The sequence below is a fragment of the Agrobacterium sp. S7/73 genome, assembly GCF_019355535.1.
Classification (GTDB): Bacteria; Pseudomonadota; Alphaproteobacteria; order Rhizobiales; family Rhizobiaceae; genus Agrobacterium; species Agrobacterium tumefaciens.
Map to the genome: position 1 here is coordinate 2,600,239 of NZ_CP072136.1, position 16,638 is coordinate 2,616,876.

Sequence of the window (16,638 nt, forward strand, 5' to 3'; positions counted from 1 at the left end):
CATGCGCTGGAGGCCGCAGCCAAGCCCGATTTTCCCGTCTGTCGTCGTCTTTTCGATTTTCTTCGGCATTCGAAACGGGCATAAAGCTGCCCATGGACACAAAGCCGAAAAACCTGCCCGATGCCGCCGATTTCGCCCACGTCAGCGAATGGGTCTTCGACCTCGACAACACGCTCTATCCGCATCACGTCAATCTGTTTTCCCAGATCGATCGTAACATGACGGCCTATGTTGCGGAGCTTTTAAAGCTCGAGCCCGACGAGGCTCGCGCGCTTCAGAAGCGCTATTACCACGAACATGGCACCACGCTTCAGGGCCTGATGATCCACTACGGCATCAGCCCGGACGAGTTTCTGGAGCGCGCGCATGCCATCGACTATTCCGCGCTGAGCCCGCATCCGGAGCTCGGCGAGGCAATCAAGGCGTTGCCGGGCCGCAAGTTCATCCTCACCAATGGCAGCGTCAAGCATGCACAGGCGGCGGCGGGCGCGCTCGGCATTCTCGACCAGTTCGAGGATATTTTCGATATCGTCGCCGCGGACTATCTGCCAAAACCGGCCAGTGCGACCTATGAGAAGTTTGCCGCACTTGCGAAGCTCGACACCAGAAAAGCCGCCATGTTCGAGGACCTGCCACGCAATCTCGCGGCACCCAAGGCACTCGGCATGAAGACCGTGCTGCTCGTTCCTTCGAACCTCGAAGGCGTGATCATGGAGCGCTGGGAGATCCCCGCCGCGACGGATGAGCATATCGACTACATCACTGACGATCTGACCGGTTTCCTGATCAAAACGATCGCCCGCTGACAGGTAACATCGAAATCGAGCGCAGACGACATTACCGAAGCTTCATGCACCTTACGGATGTTTAAGTAGTGAACTGCCACCTGCGCCACTATCTTCCTCCTCAGGGACACCAACGGAAGGTAATGACGATGTCTACACGAAAGATCGCACTCTCTGCTCTTGGCGCAGCCCTCTTGCTCGGCTCGGCCGCTACAGCCAGCTTTGCGGCCCCGCCAGCGCACGGCAAAGGCCACGGCGAACGCATGCCGTTCCGCCCGGAACTGGCGTTCGTTCAGCTGCTGAAGGTGGCCGACACCAACAAGGACGGCAAGATTACCAAGGAAGAGTTCGCCGCACGTCAGGACGCACTTTTTGCCGAGATCGACAAGGACAAGGACGGTTCGATCACGCCAAAGGAAATGCGTGAATACCGCCAGGCCAAAATGGAGGCGTTCCGTGCGGCTCATCCGCGCCCAGAGGCTGCTGACGCCAAAGCGGGCGAAGGAAAGGGACCTGAAGGCAAGCGCGCCGAACGCGAACATGGCGGTCGTCAGGGCTGGGGCAAGCATGGCGGCAAGGGTGGGGCGTTCGCGATGATGCGCATGGCCGACACCGATGAAAACGGCCAGGTCAGCAAGGCCGAATTTACCGCAGCCGGCGAAAAAATGTTCGAACGGTTGGACAGGAACAAGGACGGCGTCATCTCTATCGATGATATGCCAGACCGCCCGTTCCTTTAATAACATAAGAAAAAGCCCGCTCAATCGGCGGGCTTTTTTCCTTTCAATGCAGGCTGACGGTTTTCAGATCGTCTTCGGCAGCCTTGAAAAACGTGCTGGAACGATTGTCTGTGAGGAGGATCGGCGTGCCATCCGCGCCAAACAGGGCCCAGAGATCGAGTTGCGGATCGAGATCAGGCGCTTCCGGGAAACAGCGGCTTACGTCTTCCGCACGGATTTTACGGATATAGCCCACTTCTCCCTCGCCGATATGAGCGAGCTGGGACCGGGTGAGACGCGCATGCGCTTCTTTTAAAAGCATATTTCAGCCTCCTTCTTCACGCCGAGCGATTCGTGTCGGATTCCGGCGTTCACGTTCTACTCTGAGACGGAAATATTAATTTTCTTTACCACGTTTGAAATTTCGGGCTTCACCAGATCGATGGCAAGAAGGCCATTGCGCAGGCGCGCGTCCCTCACCTGCATGCCGTCTGCAAGCACGAAGACCCGCTGGAATTGCCGGGCAGCGATACCCCGGTAGAGAAAATCCCGCTTTTCCTGCTCCTGCTGGCGACCGCGAATGACGAGCTGGTTGTCGGCCGTCGTCACATCCAGATCGTCCTGCGAAAAACCGGCGACTGCAATCGTGATACGCAGGCGTTCCGGTACGTCTTCAGCGCCGGGCAGGCGCTCGATGTTGTATGGAGGATAGCCATCATTGGCCTTCGCCATACGCTCCAGCGTTTTTTCCATGGCATCAAAACCCAGCAAAAGCGGGTGGGTGAATGGCGTCATGCGGCTCATATCGTCTCTGTCCTTGCAACCAAGCGACGTTTCGCGGTCCCGCTTCCGGCAACCCTGCCGGTCAATCTTACCGGCTGTACGCAATATGGGAAGCAAAACCACGATGCGCAAGGCGGGGCCACAAGGCAAAGGCAGGCACTCCGAGGAATGAGGCTTGACAAGTGAGCGTCCGCCGCTCGAAAAAAGCGCCTTATCTCAACGGCGGGCAAGACATGGCAGAACGCAGAAAAATCATCATAGACACGGATCCAGGTCAGGACGACGCGGCAGCGATCATGCTGGCTTTCGCAAGCCCGCAAGAAATTGAGATTCTCGGTCTGTGCGCCGTCGCCGGCAATGTTCCGCTGAAACTGACCAGCCGCAACATCCGCATCATCTGCGAATTGTGCGACCGCACCGATATTCCGGTCTATGAGGGTGCCGAGCGGCCACTGGTGCGAAAGCCCATCACTGCCGAGCATGTTCACGGCAGCACCGGCCTTGATGGCCCGGTTCTCGACGAGCCGACGATGGAGGCACAAAAGCAGCACGCCGTCGATTTCATCATCGAAACGCTGCTGCGGGAGCCTGCGGGCACCGTGACCCTCTGCACGCTCGGCGCGTTGACCAATGTGGCGCTGGCCCTGCAGAAGGCCCCCGAGATTGCAGGCCGCGTCAAGGAACTGGTGATGATGGGTGGCGGCTTCTTTGAAGGCGGCAACATCACACCGGCTGCGGAATTCAACATCTATGTCGATCCGCAGGCTGCCGATATCGTCTTCCGTTCCGGCGTGCCCATCGTCGTGATGCCGCTTGACGTAACCCACCAGTTGCTGACCACCAAGGCGCGTGTCAGCCGCATTCGCGATATAGGCACACGCCCGGCAATCGCCATGGCGGAAATGCTGGAATTCTTTGAGCGTTTCGACATCGAGAAATACGGTTCGGACGGCGGCCCCCTGCACGATCCAAGCGTTATCGCCTATCTCCTCAAGCCCGAGCTGTTTCAGGGCCGCGATTGCAATGTCGAAATCGAGGTTAATTCCGAACTGACCATGGGCATGACGGTGGTGGATTGGTGGCGGGTGACCGAGCGCCCGGTCAACGCCCGCGTGATGCGAAATGTGGATGCGGACGGCTTCTTCGAGTTGCTGACGGAACGTTTCGCCCGCCTCTGATGGGAACGCAGACATGAAAAAGGGCCGCTGGCATGACCAGCGGCCCTTTCATTTGGAACCACGGGATATTCTCAGAACTCCGTCCAGTCGTCCTGTGCCAGCGCGTTTGCGCCGCTGGTTCTTGGGCGGGAACGTTGGGTCGCAGCCGAGCGGCCCGATGCCTGTGACGAGGCAACAGGCGCACGCATTGCCGCCGCGGTGGCGCGCAATTGCTGGCCGGACTGGCTGGAATGACCGCCGGATACGGAGAAACCGGCAACGAGCGATTTCAGCGTTTCCGCCTCGCTGTTCAGCGTCACGCTTGCCGCCGTTGTTTCTTCCACCATGGCCGCATTCTGCTGGGTGACCTGGTCCATCTGAGTGACGGCGGAGTTGATTTCCTTGAGACCGACCGCCTGCTCGCTGGCGGAGGCCGAAATCTGCCTTATCAGCTGGTTGATCTGCAGAACCTGATCGGCAATCTTTCTCATCGTCTCGCCGGCCTTGCCGACCAGCTGGACGCCCTCGCCCACCTGCCTTGCCGAGGTGTTGATCAGACCTTTGATCTCCTTCGCGGCCGTCGCGGAACGTTGCGCCAGTTCACGTACTTCCTGCGCGACGACGGCAAAACCCTTGCCAGCCTCGCCCGCACGGGCAGCTTCCACACCGGCATTCAGCGCCAGAAGGTTGGTCTGGAAAGCGATTTCGTCGATTACCCCGATGATGCGGGAGATTTCCGCCGAGGATTGAGCGATGCCTTCCATGGAACTGACGGCCTGCTGCACGACCTCGCCCGACTTGCCGGCGTCGTCGCAGGCATTGCTGACAGCTGTCGCCGCCTGCGCTGCGTTTTCCGCACTGGAATTGACCTGCGCCGTCAGCTGGTTGAGGGCGGCAGCGGTTTCTTCCAGGCTTGCAGCCTGCTGTTCCGTGCGGTGGGAGAGATCGCTCGCAGCGCGGGTGATCTCGCCGGTGCCGTTGCCGATGCTGGCAACGGTTCCGTTAACGGTGGAAACGGTTTCCTCGAGGCTGGCGAGCGCCGAGTTGAAGTCGTTGCGCAGCTTTGCATATTCACCGGGGAACTGGTCCTCGATGCGATAGGTCAGATTGCCCTGCGAGAGCGCATTGAGACCCGCGCCGAGTACGCTCACGATGTGTTGCTGCATCCGGCTGTTCTCATTGCGCTCGGATTCGGACCTTTGGCGCTCCGTTTCCGCATTGCCACGCTGCACGGCGGCATCCGCTTCCATTTCGCGGATACCGGCAAGCTTCGCACGGAAGCCTTCCAGAGCCGTTGCCACCGCGCCCGTCTCATCCCTGCGGTCCTGTCCGGAAACCGGCACATCGTAACGACCGTCACTCAGTGTTTTCACATCGGAGACCAGCGAGGCGAGCGGATTGCGGACGAAATAGCGGACGGAGAAATAGAGCGCGGCAATAACCGCCGCAAGAATGACGATCGCCCCGAGGATCATCAGATAAGTCTGCTCCTGCACCGGCGCGTTCAGCGCCTGATGCGGGATATCCACCAGAACCACCCAGGTGGCATTGAGGCCCGGAACCGCAAACGGATAGACAAGGCGGTTATAGGGCGCGTCGGTATCAAGACCGAGATTTTCGATCAGGCCCTGCTTGCCGGATGTGATCGCCGCCTGAACGGTGCTTGCACCCTCTCCGTCATAGGCCTTCATGTTCTGCTCGGGCGTCGGCGGTACCAGCCATTGGCCGCCCTGCGAAATGAGTGTCACACGGCCGGTTTCGAAAGGATGCAGCGCCTGCAGCTTCTGCGACAGAGCTGCCAGCGAGATATCGACCCCCGCCACACCAATCATCTTACCATCAGACATGACGGGATAGGCAAGCGAGGTCATTGTGGTGGGCACTTCCGTGCCTTCGGCCAGATAGGGCTGGGTAATGGCGCCCTTGCCGGATTTGGCAGCCAGCGAATACCACTCCGCCGCATAGTCGTTCTTGAAGGTCGAAAACTGGATGTCGCCTTTCTGGGTCTTCGACCAGTAGGGGGCAAATGCACCTGTTGCATTGGTGCCGAGATCGAGCCTGTTGGCGATCTCGGTGGTCTGTCCGTCGAAAAGGCCCAGCTGCTCACAGAACCAACTTCCGAAAGCGAAAGCATTCTGCTCGACATTGGCCTTGAGGATGTTGACGATGCCGGGGCGGTCCATCGATTTCGCCTGGTGCGCACGGCCGATGATACCGGCCATGGAGCGGGCAGCGCTACCGAGTTCACCGACATCGGCGGCGATGACGTTGGCGATGGCGCGTGCCTCGGTGTTCGCCTGATCCATGGTCAGCGAATGGACACGGTCGCTGGTCTGGGAAATGAGGAAGGAATTCGATGCGACAAGGACCGTGGTGATTGCACAGCCGGTTACAAGGATCAGCTTGGTCGCAAGCGACTTCACTTTGAAATTGAACATTTTGGCCTCGATCAAATCGCCGGCCGAAAAGGCTGGCGTCAACGGATGAGAAATCTCCGTCATGGAGGCCCGCCCGCTGGGGGCAGTGCGCTGCAACGCGACGAGGGGAAATTAGAATATCTTTGCTAATTAACCCCTAAAATTCCCCCGTCGCATCGAGCCGAAATCAGTGCTCGTAATAGGCGGATACGATGTTCCATGCATCGTCGGCCGTTTCGGCGAAATGTAGCAGCTCCATATCTTCGGGCGCAATGGTTCCGAAATCCGCGAGGAATTCGAAATTGACGACGGAGCGCCAGAATTTCTCTCCGAAGAGAATGAGCGGGATGGGCGCCATGCGCTTCGTCTGGATCAGCGTCAGCGTCTCGAACAGTTCATCGAGCGTGCCGAAACCGCCGGGGAAGATCACCACGGCCTTGGCCCGCATCAGGAAATGCATCTTGCGGATGGCGAAATAGTGGAAGTTGAAGCTTAGCTCCGGCGTGACATAGGGGTTGGGCGCCTGCTCATGCGGCAGAACGATGTTGAGGCCGATGGACGGGCCTCCGACATCGGCTGCGCCGCGATTGCCTGCTTCCATGACGCCGGGACCACCGCCAGTGACCACGACATATTCCAGATGGTCCGATTTCGCGCCGTAGTCGGTGCAGAGCCGGGCGAACTTGCGCGCCTCCTCGTAATAAACCGAGGATTGCTCCAGATTGCGTTTCTGCGTCTCGTTGCGGGCCGCCCAAGCCTCGCCGCCAGGCTCGGGAATGCGCGCGCCGCCGAACATGACGACGGTGGACTTGATGCCCCGCTCGGTCAGCGCCATTTCCGTCTTCAGAAGTTCGAGTTGAAGCCTGACAGGGCGCAACTCCTCGCGGCAGAGAAAATCCATATCCGCGTAGGCAAGCCGGTAGGATGGGGAATCCGACTGCGGTGTTTTGGGAATGACATCGGCCTGCTGCTTGTCCGCAGAGCTACGCTTCAACGGGTCCCACACCCCATCCTTGCGCCGCAATTTGCCGTTTTTCAGTCGTGTCATTTCCAAGCCTTTCGTCTGGTGCGCCAAATCACCCAAATCACATTGACGCCTTTCCAACACTCCCTTAGATCAAATGACCAGAGCCTTCCAGCGGCGCGGGACCATCCGTGGCCACGAACACACGCGACATTCAAGGAATTTTCCATGAGCCTTCCGGATCTCACCTCTCTCGAAACCACCATCGAAACAGCCTTCGACAACCGTGACGGTGTGAACGTATCGACAAAGGGCGAGGTTCGCGACGCGGTGAACACATCTCTTCAACTTCTCGACAGCGGCAAGGTCCGCGTCGCCGAAAAGCAGGCGGACGGGAACTGGAAAGTGAACCAATGGCTGAAAAAGGCCGTGCTCCTCTCCTTCCGTCTGAACGACATGGAAATCGTCACCGGCGGCCCCGGTGAATCCACCTGGTGGGACAAGGTGCCGTCGAAGTTCGAGAACTGGGGTGAAAACCAGTTCCGCGCTGCGGGCTTCCGCGCAGTGCCTAACGCCGTCGTGCGCCGCTCGGCCTATGTGGCCAAGAACGTGGTGCTGATGCCTTCCTTCGTCAATCTCGGCGCCTATGTCGATGAAGGCACGATGGTCGACACCTGGGCGACGGTCGGCTCCTGCGCGCAGATCGGCAAGAACGTGCATCTGTCCGGCGGCGTTGGCATCGGCGGCGTTCTGGAGCCGCTTCAGGCCGGCCCAACCATCATCGAGGACAATTGCTTCATCGGTGCCCGTTCGGAAGTCGTAGAAGGCTGCATCGTGCGCGAAGGCGCCGTTCTCGGCATGGGCGTCTTCATCGGCAAGTCGACCAAGATCGTCGATCGCGCCACCGGCGAGATCACCTATGGCGAAGTGCCACCCTATTCCGTCGTCGTTGCCGGCACCATGCCGGGCAAGCCGTTCCCGAACGGCGAGCCGGGCCCGAGCCTTTATTGCGCCGTCATCGTCAAGCGCGTCGATGAAAAGACCCGCTCCAAGACCGGCATCAACGAGCTTCTGCGCGACTGATAAAAGCTGATACCATGACCACGACCGATCCCGTTGCCAATCTCGCCGCCCTCATCCGTTGCCCTTCGGTGACGCCCGCCGAAGGTGGCGCGCTATCGCTGCTAGACACCCTGCTTTCACCGCTTGGCTTTGCGGTGGAAAAGATGGTGGCGAGGGAAGCGGGAACGCCTGACGTTGAAAACCTCTACGCCCGGCTTGGCACGGAAGGTCCGCACCTGATGTTTGCGGGCCATACCGATGTCGTTCCGGTGGGCGACGAGGCGGCATGGAGCCATCCGCCCTTTGCCGCTGAAATTGCCGGCGGCGAAATGTTCGGCCGTGGTGCGGTGGACATGAAGGGCGGCATTGCCTGTTTCGTTGCCGCCATTGCCCGCTACATCGAGAAACACGGAAAACCGAAAGGTTCCGTTTCTTTCCTGATCACCGGTGACGAGGAAGGCCCCTCGATCAACGGCACCTCCAAGTTGCTGGAATGGGCCGCCGCCAAAGGCGAGACATGGGATGCCTGCGTGGTTGGTGAACCGACCAACCCCGACCAGCTGGGCGACATGATCAAGATCGGCCGCCGGGGGTCGATTTCGGGCCGCATCACCGTGCATGGAGTGCAGGGTCATGCCGCATATCCGCATCTGGCCGACAACCCCATTCGCGGGCTGCTGCAACTGACCCACGCGCTGATGCATCCGCCCTTCGATCACGGCACTGACGACTTCCAGCCGTCTAATCTGGAAGTGACGACCATCGACACCGGCAACGCCGCCACAAATGTCATTCCGGCGCGGGCGACGGCGTCGTTCAACATCCGTTTCAATGACAGCTGGTCGGTGGAGAGCCTGCGGGCGGAAATCATCCGCCGCCTCGATGCCGCCGCTGCCGAGGGAGAACTTCGTCCCGACCGCAGCCCGGTCAAATATGAGATCGTTTGGGCGGACCGTCCCGCCCATGTTTTCCTGACACGGAACAATGCGCTCATCTCATCGCTTTCCGGCGCCGTGGAAGCCGTGACAGGCAAGGAGCCCAAGCTTTCGACCACTGGCGGCACGTCGGATGCGCGTTTCATCAAGGATTATTGCCCCGTCGTGGAATTCGGCCTCGTCGGGCAGACCATGCATATGGTCGATGAGCGCGTGGAAGTCGCCGATCTGGAGACTCTCACAAACATCTACGAGACCTTCATCGAACGCTGGTTCTCCCATGCCGACGGCAAGTGAAGTAAGGCTCTATCTGAAAGGCCTCTGGCTGCTGCTGCTCGGCGACCATACCGGCGCGCGTTATCTGGATCTGTCCGAACGCGGCATGTGGCGGTCCTTCTACTCCGCCCTCTGGTGCCTGCCCGCCATGCTGGTGTCCTGGCTGTGGCTGCGCGCTGCGTTCCTGGCAAGCTATCCGCCCGGAACAGGAACGGGACTAATCTACTTTTTCCGCCTTGCGATGGTCGAGGCTATCTGCTGGATCGTGCCGCTGCTGTTGATCGGCATGCTGCTGTTCGCCTTTGGCGCACGGGAAAAATTCACCGCACTGGTCACCACCATGAACTGGCTGTCGCTGCCGTTTTCCTATGCCTATGCGGTTCTGATCCTGATCGCGTTTTTTCTGCCGCCCTTGCAGGGGCTAATCGCCATCCTCTGGCTGGCGCTCCTGCTGTCGCTGGTCTTCGCCTTTTCGCGGATCGTGCGCTTCTTCATCCGCGACCAGTCGTTGCTTGTCTCGGCGATCGTTATGACCCTGCTGGTGCCGGGCATGCTTCTGTCCGAGGCGCTGCAGCGTTTTCTCGGCGTTTATCCGGCCTAAGAAACTAGACACTTCAGTCCGTGTCTTCGACCGTCTCGACCTTTGAATAGACACGCGGCGGAATGACATCGGGATAATCGACCTGCATGAAATAGAGACCATCCGGCGGCGCGACTGGGCCGCAGGCTTTGCGATCCCGTGCTTCCAGTGCCGCGCGCACGTCTTCCGGTGTCATGCTGCCTTCACCGGCCATTTTCAGCGTTCCGGCAAAAGAGCGTATCTGGTTGTGGAGAAAGCTCTGCGCGGTGGCGCGTATCTCGATAAGATCGCCATTGCGCGTCACATCCAGCCGGTCGAGCGTTCTGACCGGGCTGGTCGCCTGACAATGAACCGAGCGGAAAGTGGTAAAATCGTGCCGGCCGACGAGCATCTGTGCAGCTTCATGCATGCGTTCGTGGTCCAGATCTTTCGATACCCACCATGCGCGCTTGTGCTCGAGTGCCAGCCTCGCTTTCCGGCAAATGATGCGGTACAGATAATGGCGGCGAAGCGCGGAGAAGCGCGCGTCGAAATCCTCGGTCACCGCCGTTACGTCGACAACCGAGACGACCTCTCTCGCCATGGCCAGATGGGCGTTAAGAGCATTGCGAAGCTTATATGGCGCCCAATCGCGGGAAAGATCGACATGGGCTACCTGTCCCACGGCATGCACGCCGGAATCGGTGCGGCCAGCGCCGCGAATAGAAACGGTTTCGCCGGTCAGCGACCGGACGGCAGCTTCAAGCGCGCCCTGAACTGAAGGGCCGTTATCCTGTCTCTGCCAGCCGAAGTAAGGCGTACCGTCATATTCGACGGTCATGCGGAAACGCGGCATCAGCCGAGCCTCGTTCTGGCGGGAACGGGTGTGCCACGAACGAAATCGGCAGCCGACAGCGGCTTGCCACCCGCCTTCTGCAAACGGGTAAGCCGCACCGCGCCACTGCCGCAGGCGATGGTCAGGGCGTCATCGAGCACAGCGCCTGCTTCGCCCATACCGCTCGCCAGTTCTGACGCCAGAACCTTCACGCGCTCGGCCTTACCGCCGATTTCCATTTCCAGCCAGGCGCCGGGGAAAGGCGAAAGGCCGCGGATATGGTTATGGACGTCCTGTGCCGGCCGGGAAAAATTAATCCGGGTCTCGCCCTTGTCGATTTTCGAGGCATAAACGACGCCTTCTTCCGGCTGTGCAACGAGAGGAAGATCGTCTGCTTCCAGCTTGTCCATCGCCTGCCGCATCAGCCGCGCGCCTGTCAGCATCAGGCTGTCGTGCAATTCACCTGCCGTGGTATTCTCACCGATCGTGACCTTGGCGGTCAGCGCCACCGGGCCGGTATCCAGCCCCTTTTCCATTTTCATGACCATCATGCCCGTCTCGGCATCGCCAGCCATGATCGCCCGCTGAATGGGAGCAGCGCCGCGCCAGCGCGGCAGCAACGAGGCGTGGCCGTTATAGCAGCCAAGACGCGTACCGCTCAGGATCGCCTCGGGCAATAGCAGCCCATAGGCAACGACAACAGCGACATCGGCGTTGAATTCCCTGAATTGCTGCCGGTCTTCCTCGGCCTTGAAATTCACCGGCGTCAGCACGGGCAGACCCAGCAGTTCGGCCGCCTGATGCACCGGCGATTTCTGCAGATCGAGGCCACGGCGACCGCCTGGACGCGGCGGCTGCGTATAAACGGCAACGACCTCGTGACCAGCGTCCACCAATGCACGCAGCGTGGGAACGGAAAAATCCGGCGTGCCCATGAAAATGATGCGAAGAGCCATATCGCCCCCTGCCCTCTATGCCGGTCCGTCTACGTAATTAAGACGAATCAGACCTTAGCGCGGGCTGCCTTGGTGAATTTCTTGATGACCATTTCTCGCTTCAGCCGCGAAATATGGTCGATGAACAGAATGCCGTTCAGGTGGTCGATCTCATGCTGCAGACACGTCGCCAGAAGTCCGTCCGCATCGACCGTCTGCTGCTTTCCGTCACGATCGACATATCGCACTGTCAGGGATGCGGGACGCTCTACCTCGGCATAATAATCGGGAATGGAGAGACACCCTTCCTCATAGGCCGAGACGTCGTCCGACACTCTGAGGATTTCCGGATTGATGAAGACGACCGGCTTTTTCTCCTCGTCCTCGCGCGAAACGTCTATCACCAGCATGCGGCGCGGCACGCCCACCTGAATGGCGGCAAGGCCGATACCCGGCGCATCATACATGGTTTCAAGCATATCGTCGGCAAGGCGCAACACTTCGGCATCCACCTGTTCGATGGGCCTTGATTGCTGGCGCAGCACGGGATCGGGCAAAATGATAAGCGGTTTGATAGTCATGGCTTCCCATAACGTATCTCTTGCGCGGAGGAAATAAAAAATACGCGGTCGAAAAGAGACCTTCGGCTGGTTTTGCCCGACTCAATTCCGCCGCATGAATGTTCTTGTTTTGATCTTACGAATCACTGGAAATCTGGTAGATTTAGCCATGAGCATCGATTTCTCTTTTCTCCTCGATCCCGCCTTGCGGGCCGGCTCCGTCGACATCAGCTTCGGCGGGCTTCTTGCGGCTCTCGTTTTCGGCCTTTCCGCTTTCTGGATGGTCACGAAAAGTCGTGGGAAAAAAGCGGAAGCCGATGGTGAAATTTCCGATCTGTTGAAAACCCAGTCGGAACTGCACGGCCGGATCGCGGCGATGGCCGAGACGCTCGGCACACGCCAGAGCGAGATGGGCCAGACGATCAACCAGCGCCTCGACGGCATGTCGCAGCGGCTGGGCGAGACGCTGACAGAGCAGACCCGGTCGACACACGAGAATCTAAGCCGCCTGCAGGAGCGGCTTGCGGTTATCGATGCCGCGCAGGGTAATATTCAGGATCTGGCAAAGGACGTGGTCGGGCTTCAGGCGATCCTCTCCAACAAGCAGACGCGCGGCGCTTTCGGGCAGGCGCGGATGGAAGCGCTGATCGCCGATGCGCTTCCCACCGGGGCCTTTCAGCTTCAGCCCACGCTTTCGAATGGCTACCGACCGGACTGCATCATCAGGATGCCGAACAACGCCCCGTCCCTCGTCATCGACGCCAAGTTTCCGCTGGAGGCGTGGAATGCGCTGAAGGCGGATGAAACGCCCGAGGGCAAACGGGCTGCGACCCAGCAGTTCCGCCGCGATATGGAGGTGCATATTCGCGACGTGGCGGAGAAATATCTGATACGCGGCGAAACGCAGGATACGGCCTTCATCTTCGTGCCGTCGGAATCGATCTTCGCCGATATTCACCAGCATTTCGAATATCTGGTACAGCGTGCCCATCGCGCTCGTGTCGTCATTGTCTCGCCATCGCTTTTGATGCTGTCGGTGCAGGTTATCCAGTCGGTGCTGAAGGACCAGCGCATGCGCGAGCAGGCGCACCTCATTCAGGGTGAAGTCGCGCTTCTCATGGATGACGTGCGGCGGCTGGACGACCGGACGCGCAAGCTGCAAGCCCATTTCGGGCTGGCGCAGAAAGATGTCGATATGATGCTGATTTCCTCCGACAAGGTGCTGGCGCGTGGCCAGAAGATCGAGGGCCTCGATTTTTCGCCGACGGAAAAGGAGACCTCCCACAGCGAAATCGAGCAGGCGCGACGCTTTGCAGAGAACAGGGCAGGAACGGCCAAGTTGCGGGTGGTTGACGACGAGTGATCCCCTCGGGCAAAGTCGCCGCCTTGCTTTGAATTTCATACGGACATGCCCTGATGATTACTGTTTTCGGCTCCATCAACATGGATCTCGTCGCCACCGCCAAACGCCTGCCCAAACCCGGTGAAACCGTGACGGGAGAGACCTTTTCCACGGCGGCCGGCGGAAAGGGAGCCAATCAGGCGCTTGCCGCACGGCGCGCAGGTGCAACGGTCAAAATGGCGGGCGCTACGGGTGATGACACCTTTGCCGCGCCAGCGCTGACATTGCTGCGCGATGCCGGCACCGATCTATCGCTCGTCAAGACCGCGCCCGGCCCCACGGGAACCGCCGTAATCCTGATCGGTGAAGGCGGGGAGAACATGATCTCGGTCATTCCCGCCGCCAATGGCGAAGTTTCCGCATCCGACGCCGCAAGAGCCGTGGCGGAGATGGCAGCGGGCGATATTCTGATGCTTCAGTTCGAGGTGCCCGCACCCTCAATCGAAGCAGCACTGACGGCCGCGAAGGCTAAACGCATCACCACTATCATCAATACCGCGCCGCTGACCGCGGACGGGCCGCGCCTTGCCAGCCTTGCCGATATCGTCATCGCCAATGAGACCGAGTTCGAACTGCTGATCGGCAAAAATGGACTTTCAGCCTCCGAACGGGAAAATGAACTCAAATCCCTGCATGAGCAGACCGGCCAGACATTGATCGTGACGCTTGGTGCTGATGGCGTGATCGCCATTCGCAACGGCAAGGTCTTCAAGGCGTCCGGTCTCAAGATCGAGCCGGTCGATACTGTTGGCGCTGGCGATACATTCTGCGGTTATCTCGCCGCCAGCCTCGATCAGGGTATGGATTTCGAAAAGGCGCTGAAGCGCGCCGCAGTCGCAGGCTCGCTCGCCTGCACCCGCGCCGGCGCACAGCCTTCCATTCCGGTTGCTGCCGAAGTGGACGCGAATATCTGACGGTTCGAGCTGTTAAATGCGAATGAAAGTGAGATAGGCCGAGCTGCGGCCTTCTCTTTTCGCCTTGTTCTCATAACGCGTGCCCGGCCAGTTGGCATAGGGGGTGTGCCAGTCCTCGGCACTTGCCGCCGTCCACTCGAAACCGCCGTGGCGGGCGCAATGCTGTAGCGTCCAGTTGACGTAGGTATCGATATCGGAAGCAAAGCAGAACTTGCCACCGGGTTTCAGGACGCGATGGAAACGGGCAAGATTGACGTCGGAAACGAAACGGCGCTTCCAGTGCTTCTTCTTCGGCCAAGGATCGGGATAGAGAAGATCGATGTGATCGATCGACCCATCCGGCAGCCAATCCAGCAATTGCGTCGCGTCATCATCGTAAAGGCGGATATTCATCAACTCGCCTTCACGCACGCTTGCCAGCAGCTTGGCCATGGAATTGACGAAGGGCTCGACGCCGATAAAGCCGGTCTCAGGATTTTCAACCGCGCGGTGGGCAAGGTGCTCGCCGCCGCCGAAACCGATTTCCAGACGCACCGATTTCACATCCGCCGGAAAGAGAGCGACGAGATTTTTCGGAGGCGCGCTTTCCAGATCGATTTTCAGCAAAGGCAGCAGGTTTTCGATCGTATCGATCTGCTGATTGCGCAGGGGCTTGCCCTTGCGTCTGCCAAAAAACGCTTCCGTTGCGCGCGAACGCCGCTCTTCCGTCATGTCATACTCTCAAGAACAAATAGACTAAACCCGCACAGGGCCACTTGAATGGCACTATGCGGGTTACAAATGGTGCAACCGGTATCTCTCAATCCCCGTCGAATGACAAGGCTTAGAACAAGTCCCCGCATTTTCCGGACGTAAAATCGCTACGCAATTTTACTGGAAATGCTTCAAGCGCTCAAAGCTTCCTTGAGCGGCTTCACCAGATCGAGCTTCTCCCAGGAGAAGGAACCGTCACGGCCCGCCTTGCGACCGAAATGGCCGTAGGAAGATGTTTTGGCATAGATCGGCTTGTTGAGATCGAGATGACGGCGAATGCCCGACGGCGACAGATCCATGACCTTGCGGATGGCGCCTTCGACCTGATCTTCGCTGATCTTGCCGGTACCGTGCAGATCGACATAAATCGACAGAGGCTGGGCGATGCCGATCGCGTAGGAAATCTGAATGGTGCAGCGCTCGGCCAGACCGGCAGCCACCACGTTCTTGGCCAGATAGCGGGCAGCATAGGCCGCGGAACGGTCGACCTTGGTCGTGTCCTTGCCGGAGAATGCACCGCCGCCATGGGGGGCAGCACCGCCATAGGTGTCCACGATGATTTTGCGGCCGGTCAGACCCGCATCGCCATCCGGTCCACCGATGACGAATTTGCCCGTCGGGTTAATATACCACTGGCAATCATCGGCGATCTTCAGGTCACCCAGCGCTTCGCGGATATAGGGTTCGACAACTTCGCGAACCTTCTTCGAATCCCAGCTGGCATCGAGATGCTGCGTGGACAAAACGATGGATACGGCTTCCGAAGCCTTGCCGTCGACGTAACGAACCGTCACCTGGCTCTTGGCGTCGGGACCGAGTTTCGCAGCTTCGCCTTCGCCGCTTTTACGGGCGGTCGCGAGCAGCTGCAGAATACGGTGGGAATAATAGATCGGAGCCGGCATCAGGTCCGGCGTTTCCTTGCAGGCGTAACCGAACATGATGCCCTGGTCGCCGGCACCCTCGTCGCCCTGCTTGTCGGAGGCGTTGTCCACGCCCTGCGCGATATCCGCCGACTGCGGATGCAGGAGAACGTCGATCTTCGCCGTCTTCCAGTGGAAACCATCCTGCTCATAGCCGATGTCGCGGATCGCCTTGCGGGCAGCCGACTTGAACTTCGAGGGATTGATGACCGGGTGGCCGGCAGCATCCTTGAGAACCTTGCCGTCCTTGTCCTTTTTCAGCAGGGTATCGGGAACCCGAACCTCACCGGCGATAATGACGCGGTTCGTCGTCGCAAGCGTTTCGCATGCGATGCGCACGGTCCAGGGGTCGACACCCGTCTTGGATGCCTCACGATAGATGAGATCCACGATTTCATCGGAAATACGATCACAAACCTTGTCCGGATGACCTTCGGCCACGGACTCGCTGGTGAACAGGTAATTGGCACGCATGCGGGATTCCCCTCAAAGAACGGTCTTCGAGTTTGTTAGTCATTTCGGCCATGAAAGACAAGGACACAACCACATAAATATATCTTTATGTGAGAATTCCTTTCTAATTGGGCACAAAAAAACGGCCCTTGCGGACCGTTGAGTGTCCAGCGCCGTACGCTGGAAAATAAAGCAGTCGCCTGCGAGTA

The 16,638-nt window shown here is 59.2% G+C and carries 17 protein-coding genes; 8 read left to right on the top strand and 9 right to left on the bottom strand.

Translation table 11 applies throughout. The features are described 5' to 3' along the window. Positions 1 to 92: 92 nt before the first annotated feature. Complete coding sequence (locus J5276_RS12920) at positions 93 to 806, top strand: pyrimidine 5'-nucleotidase (RefSeq protein WP_003514831.1); 714 nt, start codon at positions 93 to 95, stop codon at positions 804 to 806. A gap of 122 nt (positions 807 to 928) precedes the next feature. Next, complete coding sequence (locus J5276_RS12925; protein ID WP_025592284.1) at positions 929 to 1,525, top strand: EF-hand domain-containing protein; 597 nt, start codon at positions 929 to 931, stop codon at positions 1,523 to 1,525. A 43-nt stretch (positions 1,526 to 1,568) separates the two neighbouring features. On the opposite strand, the gene J5276_RS12930 is transcribed toward J5276_RS12925, so the two are convergent. After that, positions 1,569 to 1,826 carry a DUF1150 family protein gene (locus J5276_RS12930; RefSeq protein WP_003493591.1) on the bottom strand — a complete coding sequence of 86 codons (258 nt, stop codon included), beginning with the start codon at positions 1,824 to 1,826 and terminating at the stop codon, positions 1,569 to 1,571. 56 nt (positions 1,827 to 1,882) lie between these two features. After that, a complete protein-coding gene (locus J5276_RS12935) occupies positions 1,883 to 2,308 on the bottom strand; it encodes an Hsp20 family protein (RefSeq protein ID WP_019564411.1) in 426 nt (141 codons plus the stop codon). A gap of 212 nt (positions 2,309 to 2,520) precedes the next feature. Here J5276_RS12935 and J5276_RS12940 point away from each other — a divergent pair, with 212 nt between their 5' ends. After that, entirely contained in the window at positions 2,521 to 3,465 is a 945-nt protein-coding gene (locus J5276_RS12940; protein WP_112154862.1) for a nucleoside hydrolase, read from the top strand. 71 nt (positions 3,466 to 3,536) lie between these two features. On the opposite strand, the gene J5276_RS12945 is transcribed toward J5276_RS12940, so the two are convergent. Further along, a complete protein-coding gene (locus tag J5276_RS12945) occupies positions 3,537 to 5,882 on the bottom strand; it encodes a methyl-accepting chemotaxis protein (RefSeq protein ID WP_025592281.1) in 2,346 nt (781 codons plus the stop codon). 166 nt (positions 5,883 to 6,048) lie between these two features. Then, complete coding sequence (locus tag J5276_RS12950; protein ID WP_034501844.1) at positions 6,049 to 6,909, bottom strand: LOG family protein; 861 nt, start codon at positions 6,907 to 6,909, stop codon at positions 6,049 to 6,051. Between the two features lie 144 nt (positions 6,910 to 7,053). Here J5276_RS12950 and dapD point away from each other — a divergent pair, with 144 nt between their 5' ends. From dapD to J5276_RS12965, 3 genes are read left to right on the top strand one after another with little or no spacing between them, the layout of a single operon-like run. Then, positions 7,054 to 7,908, top strand: a complete 855-nt coding sequence (dapD, locus tag J5276_RS12955; RefSeq protein ID WP_003514821.1) for a 2,3,4,5-tetrahydropyridine-2,6-dicarboxylate N-succinyltransferase — start codon at positions 7,054 to 7,056, stop codon at positions 7,906 to 7,908. A gap of 14 nt (positions 7,909 to 7,922) precedes the next feature. Then, complete coding sequence (gene dapE / locus J5276_RS12960) at positions 7,923 to 9,119, top strand: succinyl-diaminopimelate desuccinylase (protein WP_112154790.1); 1,197 nt, start codon at positions 7,923 to 7,925, stop codon at positions 9,117 to 9,119. Continuing rightward, entirely contained in the window at positions 9,103 to 9,699 is a 597-nt protein-coding gene (locus J5276_RS12965) for a hypothetical protein (RefSeq protein WP_003514818.1), read from the top strand. Before dapE ends, J5276_RS12965 begins: the two co-directional genes overlap by 17 nt. A 13-nt stretch (positions 9,700 to 9,712) precedes the next feature. Here the strand turns inward: J5276_RS12965 and truA are convergent, their stop codons facing one another. The 3 genes from truA to def are packed head-to-tail and all read right to left on the bottom strand — an operon-like array spanning position 9,713 to position 12,008. After that, on the bottom strand, positions 9,713 to 10,513 hold the full coding sequence (gene truA / locus J5276_RS12970; RefSeq protein ID WP_065659830.1) for a tRNA pseudouridine(38-40) synthase TruA: 801 nt from the start codon (positions 10,511 to 10,513) through the stop codon (positions 9,713 to 9,715). Further along, complete coding sequence (gene fmt / locus J5276_RS12975; protein WP_112154791.1) at positions 10,513 to 11,448, bottom strand: methionyl-tRNA formyltransferase; 936 nt, start codon at positions 11,446 to 11,448, stop codon at positions 10,513 to 10,515. The genes truA and fmt overlap by 1 nt, the downstream gene beginning before the upstream one ends. Positions 11,449 to 11,495: 47 nt before the next feature. Then, positions 11,496 to 12,008, bottom strand: coding sequence for a peptide deformylase (gene def, locus J5276_RS12980; protein ID WP_065703749.1), 513 nt, complete (start codon positions 12,006 to 12,008; stop codon positions 11,496 to 11,498). A gap of 148 nt (positions 12,009 to 12,156) precedes the next feature. Here def and J5276_RS12985 point away from each other — a divergent pair, with 148 nt between their 5' ends. Next, the gene (locus J5276_RS12985; protein WP_162632882.1) at positions 12,157 to 13,350 is read left to right on the top strand and encodes a DNA recombination protein RmuC; all 1,194 of its coding nucleotides are present in this window, start codon (positions 12,157 to 12,159) and stop codon (positions 13,348 to 13,350) included. Between the two features lie 53 nt (positions 13,351 to 13,403). Further along, on the top strand, positions 13,404 to 14,303 hold the full coding sequence (locus tag J5276_RS12990) for a ribokinase (protein WP_013635377.1): 900 nt from the start codon (positions 13,404 to 13,406) through the stop codon (positions 14,301 to 14,303). Positions 14,304 to 14,315: 12 nt separating this feature from the next. On the opposite strand, the gene trmB is transcribed toward J5276_RS12990, so the two are convergent. Both trmB and metK read right to left on the bottom strand, forming a co-directional pair. After that, positions 14,316 to 15,014, bottom strand: a complete 699-nt coding sequence (gene trmB, locus J5276_RS12995) for a tRNA (guanosine(46)-N7)-methyltransferase TrmB (RefSeq protein WP_003514809.1) — start codon at positions 15,012 to 15,014, stop codon at positions 14,316 to 14,318. Between the two features lie 173 nt (positions 15,015 to 15,187). After that, positions 15,188 to 16,450: a methionine adenosyltransferase gene (gene metK, locus J5276_RS13000; protein WP_112154792.1), complete on the bottom strand. Its 1,263-nt coding sequence runs from the start codon at positions 16,448 to 16,450 to the stop codon at positions 15,188 to 15,190. Between the last annotated feature and the right edge of the window lie 188 nt (positions 16,451 to 16,638).

What these genes read in the sequence shown, in the direction of transcription:
- J5276_RS12920 (WP_003514831.1), top strand. Translation starts at nt 93, where the DNA reads ATGGACACAAAGCCGAAAAACCTGCCCGATGCCGCCGATTTCGCCCAC.
- J5276_RS12925 (WP_025592284.1), top strand. Translation starts at nt 929, where the DNA reads ATGACGATGTCTACACGAAAGATCGCACTCTCTGCTCTTGGCGCAGCC.
- J5276_RS12930 (WP_003493591.1), bottom strand. Translation starts at nt 1,826, where the DNA reads ATGCTTTTAAAAGAAGCGCATGCGCGTCTCACCCGGTCCCAGCTCGCT.
- J5276_RS12935 (WP_019564411.1), bottom strand. Translation starts at nt 2,308, where the DNA reads ATGAGCCGCATGACGCCATTCACCCACCCGCTTTTGCTGGGTTTTGAT.
- J5276_RS12940 (WP_112154862.1), top strand. Translation starts at nt 2,521, where the DNA reads ATGGCAGAACGCAGAAAAATCATCATAGACACGGATCCAGGTCAGGAC.
- J5276_RS12945 (WP_025592281.1), bottom strand. Translation starts at nt 5,882, where the DNA reads ATGTTCAATTTCAAAGTGAAGTCGCTTGCGACCAAGCTGATCCTTGTA.
- J5276_RS12950 (WP_034501844.1), bottom strand. Translation starts at nt 6,909, where the DNA reads ATGACACGACTGAAAAACGGCAAATTGCGGCGCAAGGATGGGGTGTGG.
- dapD (WP_003514821.1), top strand. Translation starts at nt 7,054, where the DNA reads ATGAGCCTTCCGGATCTCACCTCTCTCGAAACCACCATCGAAACAGCC.
- dapE (WP_112154790.1), top strand. Translation starts at nt 7,923, where the DNA reads ATGACCACGACCGATCCCGTTGCCAATCTCGCCGCCCTCATCCGTTGC.
- J5276_RS12965 (WP_003514818.1), top strand. Translation starts at nt 9,103, where the DNA reads ATGCCGACGGCAAGTGAAGTAAGGCTCTATCTGAAAGGCCTCTGGCTG.
- truA (WP_065659830.1), bottom strand. Translation starts at nt 10,513, where the DNA reads ATGCCGCGTTTCCGCATGACCGTCGAATATGACGGTACGCCTTACTTC.
- fmt (WP_112154791.1), bottom strand. Translation starts at nt 11,448, where the DNA reads ATGGCTCTTCGCATCATTTTCATGGGCACGCCGGATTTTTCCGTTCCC.
- def (WP_065703749.1), bottom strand. Translation starts at nt 12,008, where the DNA reads ATGACTATCAAACCGCTTATCATTTTGCCCGATCCCGTGCTGCGCCAG.
- J5276_RS12985 (WP_162632882.1), top strand. Translation starts at nt 12,157, where the DNA reads ATGAGCATCGATTTCTCTTTTCTCCTCGATCCCGCCTTGCGGGCCGGC.
- J5276_RS12990 (WP_013635377.1), top strand. Translation starts at nt 13,404, where the DNA reads ATGATTACTGTTTTCGGCTCCATCAACATGGATCTCGTCGCCACCGCC.
- trmB (WP_003514809.1), bottom strand. Translation starts at nt 15,014, where the DNA reads ATGACGGAAGAGCGGCGTTCGCGCGCAACGGAAGCGTTTTTTGGCAGA.
- metK (WP_112154792.1), bottom strand. Translation starts at nt 16,450, where the DNA reads ATGCGTGCCAATTACCTGTTCACCAGCGAGTCCGTGGCCGAAGGTCAT.